At 60.1% G+C, this 20,320-nt stretch carries 25 protein-coding genes; 9 read left to right on the forward strand and 16 right to left on the reverse strand.

Annotated features, from left to right (window positions below; translation table 11 throughout):
- Positions 1–6 precede the first annotated feature (6 nt).
- Positions 7–258: a cytochrome C oxidase subunit IV family protein gene (locus FJ930_RS22035; protein ID WP_141840081.1), complete on the forward strand. Its 252-nt coding sequence runs from the start codon at positions 7–9 to the stop codon at positions 256–258.
- Between the two features lie 80 nt (positions 259–338).
- Positions 339–956 (forward strand): NAD(P)H-dependent oxidoreductase, encoded by a 618-nt coding sequence (locus tag FJ930_RS22040; RefSeq protein ID WP_141840082.1) that lies wholly within the window; start codon positions 339–341, stop codon positions 954–956.
- A 66-nt stretch (positions 957–1,022) separates the two neighbouring features.
- On the opposite strand, the gene FJ930_RS22045 is transcribed toward FJ930_RS22040, so the two are convergent.
- From FJ930_RS22045 to FJ930_RS30160, 5 genes are all read right to left on the reverse strand, one after another.
- A complete protein-coding gene (locus FJ930_RS22045; protein ID WP_246676987.1) occupies positions 1,023–1,298 on the reverse strand; it encodes a hypothetical protein in 276 nt (91 codons plus the stop codon).
- Positions 1,299–1,365: 67 nt separating this feature from the next.
- Complete coding sequence (locus FJ930_RS22050; protein ID WP_141840083.1) at positions 1,366–1,893, reverse strand: ferritin-like domain-containing protein; 528 nt, start codon at positions 1,891–1,893, stop codon at positions 1,366–1,368.
- A gap of 154 nt (positions 1,894–2,047) precedes the next feature.
- Complete coding sequence (locus tag FJ930_RS22055) at positions 2,048–2,476, reverse strand: HD domain-containing protein (protein WP_141840120.1); 429 nt, start codon at positions 2,474–2,476, stop codon at positions 2,048–2,050.
- Between the two features lie 11 nt (positions 2,477–2,487).
- Positions 2,488–3,501: an ATP-dependent DNA ligase gene (locus tag FJ930_RS22060; RefSeq protein ID WP_141840084.1), complete on the reverse strand. Its 1,014-nt coding sequence runs from the start codon at positions 3,499–3,501 to the stop codon at positions 2,488–2,490.
- Entirely contained in the window at positions 3,495–3,899 is a 405-nt protein-coding gene (locus FJ930_RS30160) for a GFA family protein (protein WP_181763446.1), read from the reverse strand. The genes FJ930_RS22060 and FJ930_RS30160 overlap by 7 nt, the downstream gene beginning before the upstream one ends.
- Positions 3,900–4,117: 218 nt before the next feature.
- On the opposite strand from FJ930_RS30160, the gene FJ930_RS22070 reads away from it, so the two are divergent.
- A complete protein-coding gene (locus FJ930_RS22070) occupies positions 4,118–4,726 on the forward strand; it encodes an isochorismatase family cysteine hydrolase (protein WP_141840086.1) in 609 nt (202 codons plus the stop codon).
- An 84-nt stretch (positions 4,727–4,810) separates the two neighbouring features.
- Here FJ930_RS22070 and FJ930_RS22075 read toward each other — a convergent pair whose 3' ends face one another.
- From FJ930_RS22075 to FJ930_RS22090, 4 genes are all read right to left on the reverse strand, one after another.
- On the reverse strand, positions 4,811–5,680 hold the full coding sequence (locus FJ930_RS22075) for an NmrA/HSCARG family protein (RefSeq protein WP_141840087.1): 870 nt from the start codon (positions 5,678–5,680) through the stop codon (positions 4,811–4,813).
- 117 nt (positions 5,681–5,797) lie between these two features.
- Positions 5,798–6,751 (reverse strand): zinc-binding dehydrogenase, encoded by a 954-nt coding sequence (locus FJ930_RS22080; RefSeq protein ID WP_141840088.1) that lies wholly within the window; start codon positions 6,749–6,751, stop codon positions 5,798–5,800.
- 27 nt (positions 6,752–6,778) lie between these two features.
- Positions 6,779–7,252 (reverse strand): ester cyclase, encoded by a 474-nt coding sequence (locus tag FJ930_RS22085; RefSeq protein ID WP_140744826.1) that lies wholly within the window; start codon positions 7,250–7,252, stop codon positions 6,779–6,781.
- 11 nt (positions 7,253–7,263) lie between these two features.
- Complete coding sequence (locus tag FJ930_RS22090; RefSeq protein ID WP_140744827.1) at positions 7,264–7,701, reverse strand: ester cyclase; 438 nt, start codon at positions 7,699–7,701, stop codon at positions 7,264–7,266.
- A 163-nt stretch (positions 7,702–7,864) separates the two neighbouring features.
- Here FJ930_RS22090 and FJ930_RS30550 point away from each other — a divergent pair, with 163 nt between their 5' ends.
- Positions 7,865–8,116 (forward strand): LysR family transcriptional regulator, encoded by a 252-nt coding sequence (locus tag FJ930_RS30550; protein ID WP_246676988.1) that lies wholly within the window; start codon positions 7,865–7,867, stop codon positions 8,114–8,116.
- On the opposite strand, the gene FJ930_RS22100 is transcribed toward FJ930_RS30550, so the two are convergent.
- The 5 genes from FJ930_RS22100 to FJ930_RS22120 all read right to left on the reverse strand — a co-directional run bounded on the left by FJ930_RS22100 (position 8,091) and on the right by FJ930_RS22120 (position 13,314).
- Positions 8,091–8,360, reverse strand: coding sequence for a DoxX family protein (locus FJ930_RS22100; RefSeq protein ID WP_141840089.1), 270 nt, complete (start codon positions 8,358–8,360; stop codon positions 8,091–8,093). The genes FJ930_RS30550 and FJ930_RS22100 overlap by 26 nt on opposite strands.
- 159 nt (positions 8,361–8,519) lie before the next feature.
- Positions 8,520–10,124 (reverse strand): MFS transporter, encoded by a 1,605-nt coding sequence (locus FJ930_RS22105; protein ID WP_141840090.1) that lies wholly within the window; start codon positions 10,122–10,124, stop codon positions 8,520–8,522.
- The gene (locus FJ930_RS22110) at positions 10,121–11,203 is read right to left on the reverse strand and encodes an HlyD family secretion protein (RefSeq protein WP_141840091.1); all 1,083 of its coding nucleotides are present in this window, start codon (positions 11,201–11,203) and stop codon (positions 10,121–10,123) included. Before FJ930_RS22110 ends, FJ930_RS22105 begins: the two co-directional genes overlap by 4 nt.
- A 327-nt stretch (positions 11,204–11,530) precedes the next feature.
- Positions 11,531–12,301, reverse strand: a complete 771-nt coding sequence (locus FJ930_RS22115) for an SDR family oxidoreductase (RefSeq protein WP_141840092.1) — start codon at positions 12,299–12,301, stop codon at positions 11,531–11,533.
- Between the two features lie 254 nt (positions 12,302–12,555).
- The gene (locus FJ930_RS22120; RefSeq protein ID WP_141840093.1) at positions 12,556–13,314 is read right to left on the reverse strand and encodes an isochorismatase family protein; all 759 of its coding nucleotides are present in this window, start codon (positions 13,312–13,314) and stop codon (positions 12,556–12,558) included.
- Positions 13,315–13,627: 313 nt separating this feature from the next.
- Between FJ930_RS22120 and FJ930_RS22125 the strand changes: the two genes are divergently transcribed.
- Positions 13,628–14,122: a DoxX family protein gene (locus FJ930_RS22125; RefSeq protein WP_210245371.1), complete on the forward strand. Its 495-nt coding sequence runs from the start codon at positions 13,628–13,630 to the stop codon at positions 14,120–14,122.
- Between the two features lie 5 nt (positions 14,123–14,127).
- Here the strand turns inward: FJ930_RS22125 and FJ930_RS22130 are convergent, their stop codons facing one another.
- Both FJ930_RS22130 and FJ930_RS22135 read right to left on the reverse strand, forming a co-directional pair.
- A complete protein-coding gene (locus FJ930_RS22130; protein ID WP_141840094.1) occupies positions 14,128–15,123 on the reverse strand; it encodes a LysR family transcriptional regulator in 996 nt (331 codons plus the stop codon).
- 489 nt (positions 15,124–15,612) lie between these two features.
- Positions 15,613–16,725: an alpha/beta hydrolase gene (locus tag FJ930_RS22135; RefSeq protein ID WP_210245372.1), complete on the reverse strand. Its 1,113-nt coding sequence runs from the start codon at positions 16,723–16,725 to the stop codon at positions 15,613–15,615.
- 199 nt (positions 16,726–16,924) lie between these two features.
- On the opposite strand from FJ930_RS22135, the gene FJ930_RS22140 reads away from it, so the two are divergent.
- The 4 genes from FJ930_RS22140 to FJ930_RS22155 all read left to right on the forward strand — a co-directional run bounded on the left by FJ930_RS22140 (position 16,925) and on the right by FJ930_RS22155 (position 20,320).
- Positions 16,925–17,698, forward strand: coding sequence for an SDR family oxidoreductase (locus tag FJ930_RS22140; protein WP_140744833.1), 774 nt, complete (start codon positions 16,925–16,927; stop codon positions 17,696–17,698).
- Positions 17,699–17,746: 48 nt separating this feature from the next.
- Positions 17,747–18,661 carry an MBL fold metallo-hydrolase gene (locus FJ930_RS22145; protein ID WP_141840095.1) on the forward strand — a complete coding sequence of 305 codons (915 nt, stop codon included), beginning with the start codon at positions 17,747–17,749 and terminating at the stop codon, positions 18,659–18,661.
- A 66-nt stretch (positions 18,662–18,727) separates the two neighbouring features.
- On the forward strand, positions 18,728–19,000 hold the full coding sequence (locus FJ930_RS22150; RefSeq protein ID WP_141840096.1) for a hypothetical protein: 273 nt from the start codon (positions 18,728–18,730) through the stop codon (positions 18,998–19,000).
- Positions 19,001–19,105: 105 nt separating this feature from the next.
- Positions 19,106–20,320 carry a glycosyltransferase family protein gene (locus tag FJ930_RS22155; RefSeq protein ID WP_140744835.1) on the forward strand — a complete coding sequence of 405 codons (1,215 nt, stop codon included), beginning with the start codon at positions 19,106–19,108 and terminating at the stop codon, positions 20,318–20,320.

Here is a 20,320-nt window from a genome sequence, read left to right on the forward strand (position 1 = left end):
GGAACGATGGGCGAAATTCGAAAACTTTCTTTCGCTTATGCCGGACTTCTGACCCTGCTGGGGCTGACCGTGGGTTCGTCCTTTGTCGATCTCGGCGGGTTCAATTCCGCTATCAACCTCGCGATAGCAGCCGCCAAGACAGCGGTGATTGCGCTGTCGTTCATGCATTTGACAAGCAAAGGTCTTCCGAGGCTCGTCGTCGCGGCTGTCGGGCTGTGGCTGGTAATTCTGTTTGGGCTGACTTTGGTCGGGCAATAGCCGCGAGTATGAGGCCAACCATATCGGCGGCAACTTCACGCCATCCCGTGCGTTGGGCTGGAAACCCAGGGATTTGCCCGATGTCACTTACCGCCTTTGCTCTCAACTGCACTTTGAAAAACTCCGACGGCACCGAGAAATCATCGACCGACCGGCTGCTGGCGGATTTGCTGGCGGCGATGGTACCGCACGGCGTGAAGGGCGAGATCGTCCGCGCGCTCGATCATGACATCAAGCCGGGTGTGCTGTCGGACATGGGCAAGGATGACGACTGGCCAAAACTACGCAGGAAGATCATCGATGCCGATATCTTCATTCTTGGCCTGCCGATTTGGCTCGGCCAGCCGTCGAGCGTCGCCAAGCGCGTTCTCGAACGCATGGACGCGTTTCTGTCCGAGACCGACAACAGAAGCCGGATGCCGGCAGCCGGCAAGGTGGCGCTGGTTGCGATCGTCGGCAACGAGGATGGCGCACATGCTTGCCATGCTGCTTGTTTCCAGGCGCTGAACGATGTTGGTTTCACGGTACCCGCCAATGGCGGCATCTATTGGGTTGGTGAAGCGATGGGCGACACCAACTATGTCGACCTGCCGGGGACGCCGAAGGCCGTCGTCGAGATGATCGAGATGGCCGCGTCGAACGCGGCCCATCTGGCCAAGCTGCTCAAGGCCGAAAATTATCCAGGAGTGGCGGGCTGAACTCGCCCCACTCGCGGCGGATGCCGTCCGCAGCGGAAATGGCGGCCAGACTGGCCGGCCTTGCCTTCATTCCTCGTCGAACCGCCGGCCCTCCCTGGACGGGTCACGTCCGATCGCGCGTTCCTCGTCGTCATCCGGCAAGGCTTCATCGCTGTTCTGGTAGGCGTTGTCGTCGTCTTCTTCCGGCAACTCGCCGTCCTTCTCGATGTCGGACGGCTCGTCATCATCGTCCGAAACGCTGTCGGGAAGAATCTTTGCGCCTTTAATGGCATCCCAGTCCTGTTGCGCGATTGACGGAGCGTCCGTCTGGTCCTTTTCGGCTCGTTTGTCGCGAGGGGCCATCTTCATCCTCCAATCCTGCGCCTTTCGGTGCGCGCCCCGGCGCCTTGCGCCGGGGCAAAATCAGGCATCACGCGGCTTGCTGCAACGCACGCTCATTGACGCCGCCCTCGCCAAGTTCGGTCAAGGCTTCGTCGGTCGCCACCTCCTCTTCCAACGTCTGGTTGAGGAGCTGGACGATATCCTTCTTGCCGAGCTGCTCGGCCCAGGCGATCAGCGTGCCATAGCGGGCGATCTCATAGTGCTCCACGGCCTGCGCGGCGCCCACGAGGCCGGCGTCAAGCGCTGGAGCGCCGCCATAATCCTCGAGGATCTCCGCCCCCTCTTCGAGAATGCCGTCAATGGCCGGACATGCCTTGCCCCGCGCCGGTTTGTCGAGAAGGTCGAATATCTGCTCGAGACGATCGACCTGGCCCTCGGTTTCCGTCCGGTGCTTTTCGAACGCCGCTGCCACCTCCTCGGCCTCGGCGCCCTTGGCCATTTTCGGCAGCGCTTTCAGTATTTTCTTTTCGGCGTAGTAGATGTCCTTGAGGCCATCGAGGAACAGGGCTTCAAGCCCCTTCGTTTCCGCTTTCGTCGTTCTCTTGGCAGTCGCCATGATTGGTCTCCCATGGATCGTGTTGAGGCCTTCACCTGGCGGGTGAAGTCCTTCGTTAACCTGCGACCGTGCGGGTTGTTCCGGCTCAAATCACAAAGAAACGCAATGGCTGTTCGCCTTCGACGAGAACGCGAGAAGGTCGGGCTGTTTGCTTTCAAACGCCAGGTCGCGTGGCGAATTCTTCGGAGAGAATGCGCAGACCTTCCTCGTATTTGGCGGTCGAGGCACCCGTTTGGCGGACCTGCCATAGGTTATCGTTGAGGTCCGCCCGTTTGACCGGTAATGCCAATCTGTTCGACGCGGCCCTGCGCACGAAAGCGGCGTCGTCCTCGCCATCCCGTTTCGTCAATGCGTCGACGGCCGAAACAATCGCAGGACTAAAGCCTGCCTCTTCCAGGTGGTGCGGTGTCCAGCCTTCGCCCTTTTCCAGGACATCGTGCAGATAGGCGACGATCTTCTGATCAAGCGTTTCGACTGCATCCGCAACGCGTCTGCAATGTTCGATATATGGCCGCCCGGACTTGTCGGTCTGCGCCTGGTGCGCTTCCTCGGCGATTTTCGCCGCTCGAAAAAGCATGCTCATCTCTGCCTCCATCAATAGATCTGTTCGAACGTGCACTGCCGCGGGGCCTTGTCCGGCCGCCACCGCAACAGCTTGGTTCCATGCCGGAACCGATTGCCGGTGACATGGTCGAACCGGACCTCGACCACAAGTTCCGGCCGCACCGCCTCCCACTCGCCGCTGCGCTCCGTACTCCAGCGGCTCGGGCCGCCCGGCGCTTTCCCGGTAAAACCAGCACCGCCGCGCAGCTTTTCGAGCTTTCTGGTGAGTCCAGCCCGGTCGTCCCTGGCGATCGTTGATGTGAAGCCGACATGGTCGAGCTCGCCTTGGTCGTTGTAAAGGCCGAGCAGGAGGGAGCCGACCTCCCTGCTGCCGGTCAGATAGCGGAACCCGCCGACCACGCAGTCGGCCGTGCGCAGCCGTTTCACCTTGATCATCGCGCGTTCGCCCGGCCGGTAGGGCTCAGCGCGCGGTTTTGCAACGACGCCGTCGGTCGAGCCGTGGCTGGTTTCTTGCAGCCAACGTGCGGCGACCGGTGCATCGGTGGTGCAGGGCGACAGCCGTAATGCGGCGCGCGCCGCCCCGGCTATGAAGTCTTGGAGGACAGCGCGTCGCTCTGTCAGCGGATGGTCGAGCAAGATATTGCCGCCCGGCGCGACCAGAATGTCGAATACGATGAACCGGGCAGGAGTTTCCACGCTCAGTTTGCGGATTCGGCTTTCAGCCGGATGCAAGCGCATTTGCAGCGCGTCAAAGGAAGGACGTCCGTCGATTTCGATCGTGATTTCACCATCGACAACGAAATCGTGGGCTTCGATCTCGCCGAGCATCGCCACCAGCTCCGGAAAATACCGGCCAAGCGGCTTACCCGATTTCGCGCGCAGATCGACAGTCTCCGCGTTTTTGAAAGCAAGGCAGCGAAAGCCATCCCATTTCGGCTCGTACTGCCAAGCACCGTCGTCGCGCGGAAGCGTGTCGGCAGCCTTGGCTTCCATTGGAGGCGTGTCCAGAGGCAGGGTAAACGGGTTTTTGACGGCGACTACCATCGTTCTTCCCTGTCGTGGTGCGGCAGATCGATCCCGCAGCAGATCCAGCCTAGCCGCTGGCCCGATCCGTAATTGTAATGGGGTGTGAGATCCGAGGGGTCATCGAACGTTCCGATATGCAGGGCAATTTCACTCGGCGATGCGTCGTAAGCCAATGTGATGGGAGATCCGCAATCGCGGCAAAAACCTCTTTGCGCGATCGGCGATGACCGGCGGTGGAATGGTTTGTCCTTGAGCCACCAAAGGCTGGCCGACGGCACCCAGCCCAGCACCGCGAAGGCGCTGCCGGTCGCGCGGCGGCACATATCGCAATGGCAGTAATGGACACGCGGCTGGGATGTGACGCGGTAACGAATGTTGCCGCATAGACATCCTCCATTTCGTTCCGCATCTGTCATTTGGATCCTGTCGTTTCGAGGGTCGTTGCAGCGGAACGTCCGACGCAGGATGTGGTTTCGACGAGAGGAACGAGTTCGAACGCATAGCGTTGTCCGGCACCAACCCAAGCTGGAGCGCCGGATTTGAACAGGGTTTTGCCATCGCGCGCAGACCGACCTGCCGCCAATTTCGTATTGCGCGGGCGCGGCGCGGATTTTTTCGAAATCAGTGTGCCTTGATGTCGGCGCCGGGCTTGGCATACGGCCCCTTGGGCGACCGATGTGTCCATCTCTGTGTCGACATGCAGCGGCTGTTCGCGGAACCCTCGCAATGGGCAACGCCGTGGATTTCCCGCGTCCTTCCTCGCATCGTCGAGCTTGTTGAAAGACGAGCTGCCGAGACGGTTTTCACCCGTTTCCTGCCGGCACAAAAACCGGGGCATGGCGTCGGTTCATGGAAGCGCTACTATGAACGGTGGGCGTCAATGACGATCGACCACGTCGGCCCCGAAATGATCAAGCTTCTGCCCGAACTGGCGATCCATTGCCCGCCAGCGGTCGTCGTCGACAAGCACGTCTATTCGCCATGGCCGGAGGGCAATCTTCAAGCGCTGCTTTCAAAGCGCCGGATCGATACGCTCGTCGTAACCGGCGGCGAGACGGATGTCTGCGTCCTGGCCACCGTCCTTGGCGCGATCGACATCGGCTATCGCGTCGTGCTGGTAACAGACGCGCTGTGCAGCTCTTCGGACGCGACGCACGATGCGCTCATGACAGTCTATCACCAGAGGTTCGCACAGCAGGTTGAAACCGTTGAAATGGAAACGGTCTTGTCGAGTTGGAGCTGAAACTCCAAGGCCGACGCGTCCAGATCGATCAAGGCGATGCCGAGTTGGTATTCCCCGTTTTTGGATCGCACGGTGCCGTCGCTGTCAGGCCGACGCCGCGATCTCGGAGGCGAAGTCGCGGTAAGACCGCAGGGAGCGTCCCAGGAGCTTGGTGAGGCGTTCGACGTCGCCCGCATCGGGCACCATGCCTTCGGTGATGAAGCGCTCGGCCATCAGGCGCATATCCAGCGCCATCCAACTCGGCATGAACTGGCGAAAGTTCCGCTCGAAGCCGGCGGTATCGTTGCCGGGGAAGGCGATCGTGCGGCCTAGCACTTCGGTCCAGATGGCAGCGACGTCTTCGCCGGTCAGCGTGTCGGGACCGACGACGTTGATACGATCGAGCGGAAGCGGCATGGAGGCCCGTTCGCGGCGGACCAGCTCGATCGCCGCGATCTCGCCGACATCGCGTATATCGACCATCGCCAGGCCCTTGCTGCCGATCGGCATCGGGTAAATGCCATGGCCGGTGATCACGTCCTTGATGGCAACGTCGTTGTTGATGAAGTAGGCCGGGCGCAGGATCGTGGCGTTGAGGCCCATCTGCTCGATCGTCCGCTCGACGCCGAATTTACCCGCGAAGTGGGGCACGTTCGCATAAAGGTCACTATGGATCACCGAGAGGTAGACGATCCGCTCGATGCCGGCTTCACGAGCCACGTTGAGCGCAACCAGCGCCTGTGTGAACTCGTCGGCAACCATGCCGTTGAGCAGGAACAGCGTCGAGACGCCGGATATTGCACTTCGCAGCGAATCGACGTCGAGTAGATCGCCCCGCACGACGGTGACGCCCGCTGGGACTTTGGCCTTTGCGGGATCGCGGACAAGTGCTCGCACGTCGGCACCGCGCCCGACGAGTTGCGCGACGACTTGGCTGCCGACATTGCCGGTAGCGCCGATGACGAGGATGGTCATGAGACTTCTCCGTGTTGGGTTTGATTGACGATCTGAATATGAGTGCTCCACCGCTCTTGCGGCGTTGGACGACCTGCCGGCTGATGCAGGCAATGTTGCTTCCTGGCCGGGGCGCCCTCAAGGTAAGAGGATCGGATTTGGACCGATCCTGCGAGTGCTATAGTCTGCGTGCGCCTGCGCCGCCTCCGCCAGCCGGTAGCGATGAAGCTCGATTTCCCCGAAGATGCCGTCCCTCCACTGATCAAAGACTTCGGTGGCCGCCTGGGCCAGCATTGAGCCTTTCACGATCGCGGCGGCGCTCGCCTGGCCGATCTTGACGTCGCGCGCGGCGAGTGCCTGCTGATCGATATCCGGAGGGCCTGAAGAAGCGCCGATGGTGAAAATTGCTCCACCATTCCGAACCGCGCCAGCCGAGGCCGCAAACGTTGCCCTGCCGACGAATTCGTAGACGACGTCGACGCCTTTGGGGGCGATGGCGCGAATCCGGTCAGGAAGGTTGGCCTGATCGGACGCAAGGGCATGATCCGCGTCGGCCGAAATGCGCCCAAGTTTGGCACTTGAGCCAACGGCGATGACGATCGCGCCCAACGCTTTGGCCCAGCGCGCAACCAACGAGCCGACGCCACCCGTTGCGCCCTGAACGAGAACCGTGTCGCCCGGCCGCACTTCATGCAGCCTTTTGACGGCCAGCCACGCCGTTATGCCTTTCGTCAGTAATCCCGCCGCGATTTCGGCAGGCACGTCGTCCGGCAGATGCACAAGAGGCGCGACGTCGATAAGCCGCTCGCTGGCATAGGCGCCGGGTGCAAAGAAATAGGCAATTCGATCGCCGACCTTGAAGCCCTCCGTCTCTGGGCCCGTCTGCGCGACAACGCCGGCGGCCTCGACTCCGGGTACGAAGGGTAACTCCGTTCGAAAGGCTCCCGAACGGAACATCGTGTCGATGAAATTCACGCCGATCGCGTCCTGGCGAAGCTTGACCTGACCTCGACCGGGGGCACCGACCGCATCCTCCTCAAGAACGAGAACCGACGGGTCTCCAGTGCGGCGTATACGGATGACAGCAGACATGGCGTTTGTCCTTGTGATCTCGATTTCCTATCGAGGCAGGTGGCCCAGTTGCCGCAGACCGGTCATCCAGTCCTCGGTGTGCCATGTGCGAACGATCTTGCCGTTCTCGATTTCGTGGATGTCGACAGCCTGGATATTCATCGATTGGCCGGTTGCGGGCAGACCGGCAAAAATCTGGCGCTGCGTTCCAGTGATGGTCGATCGCACGACGACTTTGTTTCCTTCTTGAATAACGTCATCGATCTTGATGTCGAAATCGGGGAATGCTCCCACAAGCATCGCCATAGCCGCTTTTGCGGCTTCGGGACCGTGTGGAGTGCCCGGTGGCGACGGGATGTCGACCCAGCTCGACGCCAGTAAGCTCTCAAGCAGTTTTGCATCATGGCGTGCAAACGCTTGGTACCATTGCGATGCGATGTGTTTCGGGTCGTTGGACAGGGGCGCCGCGCTCGCCTGAGCAGCGAGCAACGACCCTGCGATCAATGCGATAAGAGACTTCATGCCTTCCCCCGTCAGGCTTGCGGGAGCGGAGCGATCGCGCCCAACTGCTGCATGGCGGAGTAGAGGTTGGCGACGCCCCAGTGCTCGGTAATCTTGCCATTGACGACGCGCATCGCATCGACGGTCTCGAAGCTGACCTTCTTGCCGGTGCCGGCGACGCCGAGGAAGTTTCCCCGATGCGTGCCATGATATGTCTTGAAGGTGGTGACCACGTCACCGTCGATGCGCTGCCAATGGATTTCTGGCGTGAAATCCGGGAACGCCTCGCGCAAGCGCTTGTAGAGGACGAGGACGCCGGCCTTGTCGCGGGTGCCGCCGGGCTGAGGTGTATGATCGAAGAAGTCGTCCGAAAAAAGTTCATTGAACAGAGCCCAATTCCCTCCGCCTTGCACCTCTTCGGTGTTACGGCGAACGATGTCCTTGGCACTGCGGTTGAGATTGTCGGTCACTGGAATCTCCTCGATTTAGCGTTCAGAGCTGTCACGGGCCTTCGCCCCATCGGCGCCTGCGGCAACGCAAGCCAAGCCTGAAACCCGAACATGATTCCACCATCGGCGCGCCACTGGGTCATATTGCTGTTCCTCACCGATGCCGACGTGCCGGCCATGTTCGATGGGAAAGATCTACGCCCGCTGCATTTCCCAGAAAACCGGCATAATATCGGTTGTTACGTTCGAGGAATTCGATATGCGCTCAGGGCTTGGTATGCCGACCCTTGACCAGCTGAGGATCCTTTTGACCGTCGTCGAAGTCGGGAGTTTTGCCGGCGCGGCGCGTCTGTTTCACCAAGGCATGCCACGCTTGCATTGCCACGAGCCGACGCGCGGCAGACTGTCTGTCAGCGCCGATGCGCGTCGAGGCTAAGGCGGCCAGCGCCGAAGGCGACGACCTGAAGAAGTCCACCGGCAATGGCAATGTTCTTGAAGAAGTGAGGAAACCCGTGTTGATCCGCCAGGTTGGAATGAAACGCGGTCGCGATCGTGAACAGTGCGGCGACGATGCGCGCACGATAGCCTGCGATGAGCGTCGCGAAGCTCGGGGCACCCGCAGCTACAGTCGAAATGATCGCTGCATCCGGACTTCCTTTTGCCCCTCTCGCTTTCGCCATCGCGGTAACGATAAAAGTTGCGGGTAGCCTCTCGCCGGAAAGGAGGAAAAGCGAGCCGATGAGAGTGCGGCCGACGATAGGGCTTCTGTTGTTCCCCACTTGCGGTTGTTTATGCCTCGCTTGATTGATGCTAGGCGAACAGCTTTCAGCCTATGGGCGCTATTCCGCGGGCGGGGATCGGAGCAAAGCGATCAGAGCGAGGCAGCCGACCGTGGAAAATCCGATCACGACAAAGCCGTCGATATAAGACAGCAGGTTGGATTGCGTTTGCACGACGCGTGCCAGAAGAGCCGCGGCCCGCGCATTGGTTTCATCTGGCCCCACCGACCGGGTGGTGACCGCGGCCCTGTATTGGTCGAGTCGTTGGTCGGTGAGATAGGAGCCAGCGGCTACGTGGAGGCCAATCAGGTTCGAATGGAACTGCTCGCGCACCCTGAGGAACGTCCCAATGAAGGCAACGCCGAGCTCCCCGCCGAAGAGCCGGAACGTTTGCAGGAAAGCGCCGAAAGTAAAGGCGTCGCCGCGATAAATGTGTCTGGTGGAGAACCAGATCAGGGATATGAAACCAAGCGACTGGCCAATTGCCTGCACGATCTGGGACGGAAGGAAGTCGTCGCTTGCCCAATCCTGCGTGAGGCCAGTGGCCATGAAACACGCCACGCCGATCAGCACGAAACCCGCCGCGAGGGGAAGCCGGGCGTCGACATGCTTAAGCAGTTTGCCGATCAAGGGGGCAAGCACAAGCTGAGGGGCCGCGATCCATAACAGCACGTCGCCCGTCTGAAGCGATTTGAAGCCCTGCACCGTCGCCAGATATTGCGGAATGATCAGCGCCGTTGAAAGCAGGACAAACCTGAACGCGATCAAAAGCGCGGCCAGGAGCGGAATGTTCCCGGATACGACGAAGCGCAGATTGATCAGCGGCTGATCATGGCGAAGCTCATGGATGACGAAGGCGATGACCAGCAGAAATCCGGCCAGGAGCAGCCCGCAAATCAGTCCCGAGTTCAGCCAATCGAGCCGGTTGCCTTGATCGAGCGCGGCATAGAGCAAGCTGAATCCGACACTGGCATAGACTAGGCCGAACCAGTCGGCCCCTCGCAGGTAGTCGCGATTGATCGGCTCCCGTGGGATGCCAAACCAGACGCATAGCATCATCAGCGGCGTGATTATGGCGTTCTGCCAGAAAATCCAACGCCATGACAGATTCTCGATAAACCACCCCTCGATCGAGGCCGAGATGTTCAGTGACAACTCGGTGTTCATCGCATAGGCGGCAATGCCGTAGACCGCTAGGTGCGCCGGCAGATTGCGCAGAACGAAGCTGAGCGTCAGTGGAATGAATGTTCCCGAAGACAGTCCGCCCAGAAAATAGAACGTGAGGAAGATGGGTAGGTTCGCGGAGTAGGGAATGAACACTGACAGGAGGGTAAAGGCCGCGGTGGCCCCCAGAAGGACGCGCCGCACACCAAAAGTGCCGCCGAGCCACACCGCGACCGGTCCCATCATCATCTGGCCGACGGTCAGCGCGGTGCTGATCCACGCGCCTTCGTCAACACCGGCGTGGAGGGCGCCGCGAATGTCGGCAAGCCCGAAGGTCGTGATACGCCCGGCAAGCGTGGAAATGATCGAGCCGATCAGCACAGCGAGGATACCGATATAAGGCCGGGTGCAAACAGCGGGAGTGGACGATGCGTTCCCGTGGGGTGCGAGAGACGGTGAGGTCGAGACCGATCGTGACAAGCCGAAGCTGACGTCCGTCATGGCAGGCCGTCCGCCGCCGCCCGGCCGTCCTCGCTTGCGCCGCCCGTGTCGACAGTCGCGGTCACCGACATCCCCGGACGCAGGAGCTCGAGCTGCGAACTGTCGTGATCGAGGATAATTTTCACCGGAATGCGCTGCACCACCTTGGTGAAATTGCCTGTCGCGTTGTCGGGCGGCAGCAGGCTGAATCTCGATCCGGTGGCGGGTGACCAGCTCTCGACGCGACCCTTTAGAACGACGCCGGGAACGCTGTCGATTGTCACCGTTGCCAGCTGCCCGGCGCGGACACGCGTCAATTGCGTTTCCTTGTAGTTCGCCACGACCCACAGGTCGGGAAGTGGCACTATCGAGATCACCTGGGTGCCGATACCCACATACTGCCCAGGCCGCACCTGGCGCAGGCCCACCATCCCGTCGACGGGTGCGAGAATCCTGGTATGACCAAGATTGAAGCGCGCCAGCGCCAAAGCGGCCTGCTGGGCCTTCAGGGTCGCTTCGGCCTGCTGTTGCTGCGTATCGAGCACCTTCAACTGCTGGCGCTGCTGATCGAGCTGCGCGTGGTTGAGATCAAGCGTCGCGGTAGCTCGGCTGTAGCTGTTCAGCGCCTGCTCCGCGGCTTGATGCGAGACGGCGTCCGTGGTGAGAAGAGACTGATAGCGCTTCGAATCCCGCTCGTAGCGCCACACATCCGACTCTGTTGCGGCGATGGTGGCTTCCGCCTGACGAATGAAGGCCTGTTGCAGGATTTTCTGATTTTCGATGTTGGCGATCGCCGCCTTGCCGGCCTCGACATTCGCTTCGGACTGATCCACCAGCGCGCTGTAGTCATCGTCTTCGATCTGGACGAGAAGGTCGCCCGCCTTCACGCGCTGGAAATCCTTGACCGCAACGGAGCGCACATAGCCGCTCACCCTGGCCGCAAGCGGCGTTATGTCCGATTCAAGATACGCGTCGTCGGTGCTCTGTGTCCTGGCGGAGCCGATCCAGACGTTCCAATTCATGGTGAAAAGGAACACCAGGCCTGCGGCCAGCAGGAGGACGGCAACGCGAAGGGGCAGAGTTTTGCTGCTGGCAGACATTGGCAAGTGGACCATCACTACATTTTCAGGATGATGAACTGATCATTGGTCGAGTCGGTCTTTCTCGCAGTTTGGCGACTTGCGCGGCAGGTGACCGCCGGCACGTGATTGCCCCAGCCATTGCGGATGAAGGCAAGCACGTCTCTTGACCCCTAGAGCCGGATGATTTCAGGTCGAGTCGACCTGAAATCTGAATCCGCCTCTAAATCAAAAAGTTAGAGCATGATGTCGTCCGAAAACCGCTTCACACTTTTCGGCATCATGCTCTAGGCAAACGCCTCTCCACTTGGGTCGAGGCGGCAATGGAATGGAAATGAGAGGACGACCTCAGAGTACCGAAAGAAGCCCTCCGTCCACGAAAAGCGCAATGCCGGTGATGTAGCTCGACAGATCCGAGCCCAGGAAGGCGACTGCATCACCTATCTCGGAGGGTTGACCAAGACGACGGAGCGGGGTGCGTTTGCGAAAGCCTTCGGACGCCTCGGCGATGCCGGGACTGGTCCGAAGCAGCACCGTGTCGATGGTCCCCGGAGCCACCGCGTTCACGCGGATGCCATCGGGACCGAGCGCGTCCGCCAGGGATTTCGCCATCAAGACGACGCCACCCTTGCTGGTGGAATACGCGACGGTGATTCCGGCCCCGTGGATTCCGCCCATGCTGGCCATCAGCACGATGCTACCGCCCTTGCCCTTCGCCTTCATCTGACGCGCTGCTGCCTGCGATCCGAACAGTACACCGTCGAGATTCACCGACATCAGCCGTCGGTAGTCATCTTCCGCCACGTCGGGTCCGTCTGCCTTGAGCGTGATTCCCGCGTTGGCGACCATGACGTCAACGCCGCCGAACGCATCGGCCGCGTCAATCAGCGCATCATTGTCTGCCCGCTTGCTGACGTCGGCTTTCACGAAAAGACTGGACACGCCCAGCTTTTCGATCTCGACCGCGGTTGGCGCGCCACCTTCGCGTGGTGTCTCGGTCACGTCGGAGACAATCACGGCCTTCGCGCCGTGTTCTGCCGCCTTGAGGGCAATTGCTCGGCCAATGCCGCTAGACGCGCCGGTGACGACAACCACTTTGCCCTTCAATATGTCGCTCATACGATTCTCCTGGGTTCCTTGCCTGATAGGCCGTCGACTTGCATTGGAATGCCTTGAAGGCATTGGCTTCCGGATTGGCGGTGAGCTGCTCCTGGAATTTCGCAAATCCGCGACTTCCCAGTGCTCGGCGAGCTTGCCGTCCGCGATTTGGTAGAACACCCCGCGAGCGACGTTCGACGCCGCATGGCTGCTTGCCGAGCGTGGCGCTCATGTCGCGGTGGGTGTGGATTCGTCGCAAGGCACAAATCCGAAGTTCACCCACCCATCGACCCAGATGCTCCCGCCAATTTCTGCAGCTCGGACCCATACCACGCAGAGATGGCGCGGTACTCAGTTCCCTGAGGGGTCTTCCAATCCCGAAACCACTCATCAATCATTGCCCGCGAGGTGTTAGGTATAGCGCCGGCCTGAATCAGACGTCTTATGGCAGTCTCATGAGCTACCTGGGAGAGGCCGCCCACGGCGTCCACGACGAACATCGCCTCATAGCCATCGCGGAGGGCATCGATGATTTGATATGCGAGACAGATTTCCGTCCAGAGTGCTGCGAAGACCAAGCGCTTCCGGCCTATTTTTTCGACGGCGGAGCGAATATTGACGTCTTCCCACGCGTCCATAGTCGAACGATCGATAGCAGTTGTTCCGGGTAACTCGCCCGCGATGGCCTGGACCGTGGGGCTGTTTACTTTGCCGCCAACCCCCACAGTACTTAGAATTACCGGTACGCCAAATGCCTTCGCAGCCCTGATCAGGAATCTGACATTCAGTTCGATAAGCGCCGAACTCGTTTCGGATCGGACTGCTCTGAGCATTTCGGGTTGGTAGTCAACCAGCAACAGGGCACATTCAGCAAACTTCCATACTCCTTTTGAAGGAGGTTCCTGTGCCTGAGCAAAGGAGGCGGAACTGAGTGATGCTCCAACTGTGACCAGTGATGCTCCAGCCATGGCCCCAGCGCCGCGGAGGATTCCTCGCCTGCTCGTCCACTTGGACATGACGTCATTTTCGTTCATCGATGCGCTCCACAGGGGGATCGGATCATGACCTTCGCTCCGGTGTTGGTTGCATCTCTAGGATTTGCCGCAGTCATCGCTCGCGAACAGCCGGATAAGGTCGCGAGCGACGTTCGACGTAATCGACAAGCCATCCGCTCAGGCGATCGATGCTTCCGCCCGCCACCACGATGCGGCGTCCGCTACGCGAACTATTCGAATTGATCGAACTCGCACGTCAAAACTATGCGGCTGTTCCAGAGAGCCGACTGCTGACATTCATTCACCATCTGGCGCGCCATCCTGGCTGCGACCGTCAGGATGAGGATGGTTCATGCTCGACCCGGCAACGCCCGCGATATCAATGCGCGTCGGCAAATCCGAACGAAATGGGATGACTGACGTTGCAGCGCTGGTTGGCCGGATTTTTATCAGCGGCGTTTTCATCATCTCGGGGATCAGCAAGCTTGGCGCGCCGACTGCAACCACGGCCTTCATCAGTTCCGTCGGTCTGCCGTTTCCGCAATTGGGGCTAGCGATAGGGATCGTCATCGAGACAGTCGTGACGGTGGCATTTTTGGTCGGCTACCGCACGCGTATGATGGCCGCGATTATTGTAGTCTATTGCTTCGCCACCGCCATCTTCTTCCATAACGCCTGGTCTGATGTGAATCAGTTGATGCATTTTTGGAAAAACATGACCATGGCTGGCGGTTTGATGCAGGTCATGGCCTTCGGTGCGGGCCGCTATAGCCTCGATGCATTTCGCAACTGGAAGTTTGGCGGCGCGACCGGTTCGCCGAACTCAATCGAGGCGAGCCACCTTTGAGGAGGCTACTCACTGCACCCCATGTCGTCGCTAGTATGCTCGTGTCGTAAAACGATGGGAGCGGCGGCGTCAGTCGATGCAAAGGCCGGCAAAGTGCCACCATTCATGCCATGCGATTGGCGCATGAACTGATTGATCAGGAACGACGCCGCGGGGCCAGGAGGCATGTCCGTTCGGTGAATCGCAAAGAAGCGATAATGGCCGCCTTTGAAGTCCGGCATGTCCAGCAGCACGAGCCTGCCGGAGGCGAGGTCCTCAACGATCATCGGTTCTGGCATCGTACCCCAGCCTATGCCTTCGCGAAGCAGCATATGTTTGGTGGCAAGATCCGCTACACGCCAAGTGTGGGTGGCCATGACGCCGAGATCCGAACCTGCGGTCAGCGGCGAGCGATCGGTAAGGACCAACTGAACATGATGGCGCCCGGCGCCGAGTGCGTTGACGCCCAGTGCCAGCGGATGAGAGGGCGCGGCGACCGGAACAAGGTGAACACAGCCGACACCGATGCGCTCCAGACCGTCGATTTCGACGTCTGGAGGGCCGCGAACGCCGATCATCGAAGTCCGATCGAGTACGAGTTGGGTCACGGCGCCAAGAGCCTCGGCTCTCAGCCGGAGCGGGACCGTTGGGAACTCATCGTGGAAATTCCTCAGGGCTTCAACCACGCGGGCGGCGGGTAGCATCACGTCGAGGGCGACGTGGACTTCTGATTCGATGCCTTGATGAAGGCCCTTGGCCTTCGCGCGTAATCGGTTAAAGCCCAATGCCACGTCGCGGGCCGCCGTCAGCAACGCGCGGCCATCGCTGGTGAGCTGGGGGCGGCGGGTGGAATCCCGCTCGAAAAGCATGACGCCCAGTTGCGCCTCCAGATTGGTGATTGTGTAACTGATGACGGATGTCGCCCGGTTTAGCTGCCGCGCTGCTCCGGCGAAACTGCCCACGTCGACAACCGCGAGAAACACCCGCAATTGGTCGAAAGTCGGCGTCCCCGGATCAGACATATCGATTTCCTCCCAACGCACGAATGAGCATTTGCTAATCAACCGGGCAAATACTCGCATTTTGGCGTACAGAGTCAACCGGGTCTGGTTTTGCAGGGTCCATAACAAGCGCGATAAGGAATGACGCACGCAATGTCGGGTCCGGCCCGATTGGCAGCGCCCTCGCAATTCAGTTCGCCAAGCACCGAATCGAGGTCAGGCTGGCCAACAGCCGCCGCCCCTCCACCCTGACGGATCTGGCCGTGATTTAAGCACGAGCATCACGCCAGTCGAGGGAGATTGTGGCTGAGGCCGTTCCCGGCGCGTAGGTGGTCAACGCCATCAACACCATCCCGGCGGCCAGGCTGGCGGCATATCCCAAGCAGGCCGGCGGGCGCCGAGTGGTCGTTCTTCCGGCTATGAGGCAGTCGCAAAATCCCAGGCAGCCAAGCTGGTCGAAAGCCTCGGCTTTGCCCCACTCGACCTCGGCATTGCTGTGCCAAGGCGGAGTTACCCGAAACGCGAATTCCATCGGTTCAGGGCCGCGCGCCGATCAAGACGGAATTGGCGTCCGAGTGCCGTATCTCCCATTAAGTCGAACCCGTGAACGGCCCCGGGATAGACATGACATTCTACGGGTACTCCCGCTCGCGAAGCGCGCATGAGGAAGTTCACACCCTCTTCAAGGAAGAGGTCCAGGGCGCCGATGGCCAGAAACAGGGGCGGGAAGCCGTCAAGGCTTCTGGTCAGGCTCGGAGAAAAATAGCCCACCCGATCGTCATCTGCCGAATAGGCTCCTTTCATAGCCGACCACCCGAAGCGATTGTCTTGCGCTGTCCAGACAAATCCGCCGGTCGTCGGATTGGGCTGAACGTCTTGGTCGGACCCCGTCCGGCAATCAAGCATCGGATAGATCAGCATGGCGCCTGCCGGCAGAAACTCCTTACGATCGCGTGCCAGAAGCGTCGTCGCTGCAGCCAGTCCCCCGCCAGCGCTGTCTCCCATGATAGTGATCCGTCGCGGGTCCACTCCGAGCGAAGCTGAATTTTCGAAGAGCCAGCGAAGCCCGGCATAGCAATCCTCGATCGGGCCGGGGAATGGCGTCTCTGGCGCCAGCCTGTACTCCACCGACACCACAACCGCCGTATTCTCTATCGCCATTTGCCAATTCAGACCGTCGATCGAGGCCGCGGAACCTAAGACATAACCGCCGCCATGAATGTTCAGGATTGCTGGCTTTTGTCCCGCACCAGGCGGCGCATAAATGCGCAGTTGAACAGGAGGCGCCCCGTTCATGCCCGCGGTTACAGCGAGCCGAGGCTGCTCGATCGCCATGCCCTGTTGCTCGAAGTACTGTTGCGCGGTTGCTCGCGCGTCTGCGAGACTGGCGGCGCTAAGACCAATGCTGGGCCCATTTGCGAGAAACGGACGCAGTTCAGGGTCAACCAGACTCTCTCCGCTCATGTTCAAAAACCTCTCACTGACAGCCGCAATGGTAACGTCGCCAGTCGCTTCAGCCAGTCCGATAGCATCGAACGCCGTGTTCCATGCTTCCGGCATGTGAGTTGCTTCGCCTTCGAATTCCTGCGGCCGCAGCGGCGAAATCGAGCGGCCGACCACCATTGAACCGCGGATGGGACGGGATTCGCCGCTTCGCTACATGCCTACCGGATAGAACGTCGTCATCGACGGAATCTGACTGGCATGGGAGGCCTCATCCAAGTCAGTGTCGATCAAGATCCGGCAGCCGAAGGAATAGGTAGCGGGCGGTGACCCTGTGACCTTTGCTGACCGTTCCAGATCGCAGTCGAGGGATTTGACCATGATGGATGATTTCGATGGCAAAGTGGTCTTGGTGACCGGTGCAGGCTCAGGCATCGGACGCGAAGCGGCGTTGGAGTTTGCTGCTCGTGGCGGCATTGTTTTTGGCGCGGACCTGAACGAGCAAGGCCTTGCAGAGACCCGGCGTCTTATCTTGGAGGCAGGCGGCAGAGCGGAAGTCGGCCGCGTCGATGTATCCTCGGAGGATGATGTCTCGGCCTTTGTCGCGCGCATCGATGCTGAAGCGGGCCGTCTGGACGCCGCTTTCAACAATGCAGGAATTACTGGTGGCGCGCACCGGATCGAGGATTATCCCACGGATGACTTCGACCGCGTTCTACGGATCAACCTCCGAAGCGTCTTTCTCTGCATGAAGCATGAGCTACCGCTGCTGAAGCGGAGCGGCGGCGGTGTCATCTGCAATACGGCTTCGGTCGCCGCGCTCACCGGCCCCGGCGGAATGTGCGCCTACGCAGCATCAAAACACGGCATTCATGGGCTGACACGAGTCGCGGCGATGGAGAACGCCGCACATGGAATTCGAGTGAATGCCCTCGCGCCGGGTTGGACCGAGACGCCGATGGTCCTCACCGCAAGTGCTCAAAATCCATCCTTCGCCGCGCAGACGACCAACGCGATTCCGGCCAAGCGAGGCGGCAAGCCAAGCGAAATCGCACAAGCCGCCGTTTGGTTGTGCTCAAGTGCCTCGAGCTATGTATTCGGGCAAATGTTGATCGTTGATGGAGGCATGACCATCGGTGGATTCGAGTTCTAATCCCGAAACTTTGCTCCTCCGAGAACGACACCGAAATATGGAGACTGGATGATGCGCCTTGACGTCTGCAAACACTGTATCTCGGTTGAGCCGGAGGGGATGACAGACCTGTCTCGGGGATTTCTTACCCGTGAGGTAAGCCGGGGCGTTTTCATGTTGACCAACGGGAATTATCAGTCACTTCTCGTTACGACGGGCGAAGGCGTCGTTTTGGTCGACGCCCCCGAGCCGCTCGTTCAGTACATCGAGCCCGCCGTAAGTGACGTGACGGACGAGCCGATAAAGACACTGGTCTACTCTCACGGGCACTCCGACCATATTGGTGGGGCGTATCTTCTCCAACGCCCTGGCCTGGAGATTATTGCGGAAGAGCGGGTCGCGAAGTTTATTGCCGACAAACACGATGGCCGTCGTCTTCCTCCGACCCGCGTATTCACGGATCAGACGACGTTGCAAATCGGGTCGAGAACGATCGATCTGAAGCGGGATGAATTTCATTCCCCCGAAGGTGACCTCATCATCTTTCTGCCGAAGGAAAAAGTGATGATGGCGGTCGATCTCATCGCCCCGGGATGGGTTCCACTGCTCGATTTTGACATCACCGCCAACATGTTCGTGTATCTTGGCGTGTTTGACAGAATTCTATCCTATGACTTCGAGGCGTTCATTTCCGGCCACACCGCCGATGTTGGGCACCGTCGTGACGTCGAACTCACAAAAGCCTACGCCTTTGATGTCTATGAAACCGTGAAGCGCGTGCATGGCGAGATTAATATGAAAGAGCTTCTCGCAGAGGAGCGCGACAATGAGCAAGCCGGGATCAAGCGGTTGATTGAGGAAGTCACCGCAAAGGCTGCCGCTGACGTGAAGACGCGATGGTTGAACGGTCCCATGAAAGGCGTCGATCTTTGGACGGAAAGCCACTGCCGCGCGATGCTCCTCTATGTCCGTTGGAGTGACTAGCCCTCCCGAAGCCCAACTGAAGCCGCCCACAAGCGAGCGCGCGGCTGACCGTACCGACTTCCGAAAATGATCGAGTTTCGACATCTTTGCCATTTCATCGCCGCGGCCGAGCATCGCAAGGTTGCCACGGCCCTCGAAGACGGCGCGGGCGCTTCGCGCGAATGTGAGCTCCATGGAAGGCTTCGGATTCGTGGCGTCCATGTACGCCACGAAGTGTGGGTCTGGAGTGAAGAACGCCGTCTGGCCTTTCGCATTGCGCCGGTCGGGGCAGTGCGCGTAGGAGGCGATGAGTTCGTGGATGGCGAGGCGATCTGCGCTTTTTTGGGTAATACAAATTGAAAATTGCGCCCTCATGTTTCACAACAGGCCGGTAGACCGGGGATGGTTTCGCAGCCTGCGGGTCGCTCACGGTCCTCGAGACGAGAATTCTAGAGACGTTCAACAATGACCCAGCACGTACAAAACGCTCGAATTCTCATGTACAGCCACGATACGTTCGGGCTCGGCCACTTGCAGCGCTGCCGGACGATCGCGCATTCGCTGGTCGAGGATTTCCGCGGACTTCAGGTGCTTATCATTTCGGGTGCGACCATCGCCGGCGCTTTCGACTACCGCGCCCGTGTCGACTTCGTGAAGATCCCCAGCGTCATCAAGCTGCGCAACGGCGAATACACCTCGCTGGAAAAGGATATCGATCTGCATGAGACGCTAAGGATGCGCCAGTCGATCATCCGCCACACAGCCGAGAGCTTCCGGCCGGATATCTTCATCGTCGACAAGGAACCGCTCGGCCTGCGCGGTGAGATCGAGGACACGCTGTCCTATCTGAAGACGCGGGGTACCACGCTCGTGCTTGGCCTGCGCGAGGTGATGGATGCGCCGCATCTGCTCGAGGCGGAGTGGGCACGCAGGGATGTGATGCGCAAGATAGGCCTGTTCTACGACAAGGTCTGGGCCTATGGTCCGCCGGATTTCTACGATCCGCTGACCGGCCTGGATGTGCCGCCGGCTGTCAGGGCAAAGATGAGCTTCGTCGGGTTCCTGCAACGGAGCCTGCCGCGGAACGAGTTGCCCGGCCACCGGCCGGAGGGCGACTATATCCTCGTCACCACCGGCGGCGGCGGTGACGGCGCCGAACTGATCCACGACGTCATCGATGCCTACCAGCAGGATCCGCAATTGCAGCACCGGGCGCTGATCGTGCTTGGCCCCTACATGCCGGCGCGCAAGCGCAACAAGCTGCTCAAGAAGGGGGCCAGGATCCCCTACATCAAGATCATCGAGTTCGACAACCGCATGGAAGACCTGATTGCCGGCGCCAAGGCGGTGGTGGCGATGGGCGGTTACAACACCTATTGCGAGATCCTGTCTTTCGACAAGCCGGCGCTGATCGTGCCGCGCGTCGAGCCCCGTGAGGAACAACTGATCCGCGCTCGGCGCGCGGCCGAACTCGGCCTCATCGAGATGCTCTTGCCGGAAGAAGCCAAGGATTCGCAGCGGTTTGCCGATGCACTGATGGTGCTGCCGGACCGGCCCCGCCCATCACAGAGCAATCCGCATCTGACGCTGGAAGGGCTGCCTCATATTTCCGCAATCGTCGCGGAACTGCTCGACCGGCGGGCCGGCCATCACCTTTCGGTCATTGAAGGAATGAACTGA

The organism is Mesorhizobium sp. B2-4-15 (assembly GCF_006658505.1).
Classification (GTDB): domain Bacteria; phylum Pseudomonadota; class Alphaproteobacteria; order Rhizobiales; family Rhizobiaceae; genus Mesorhizobium.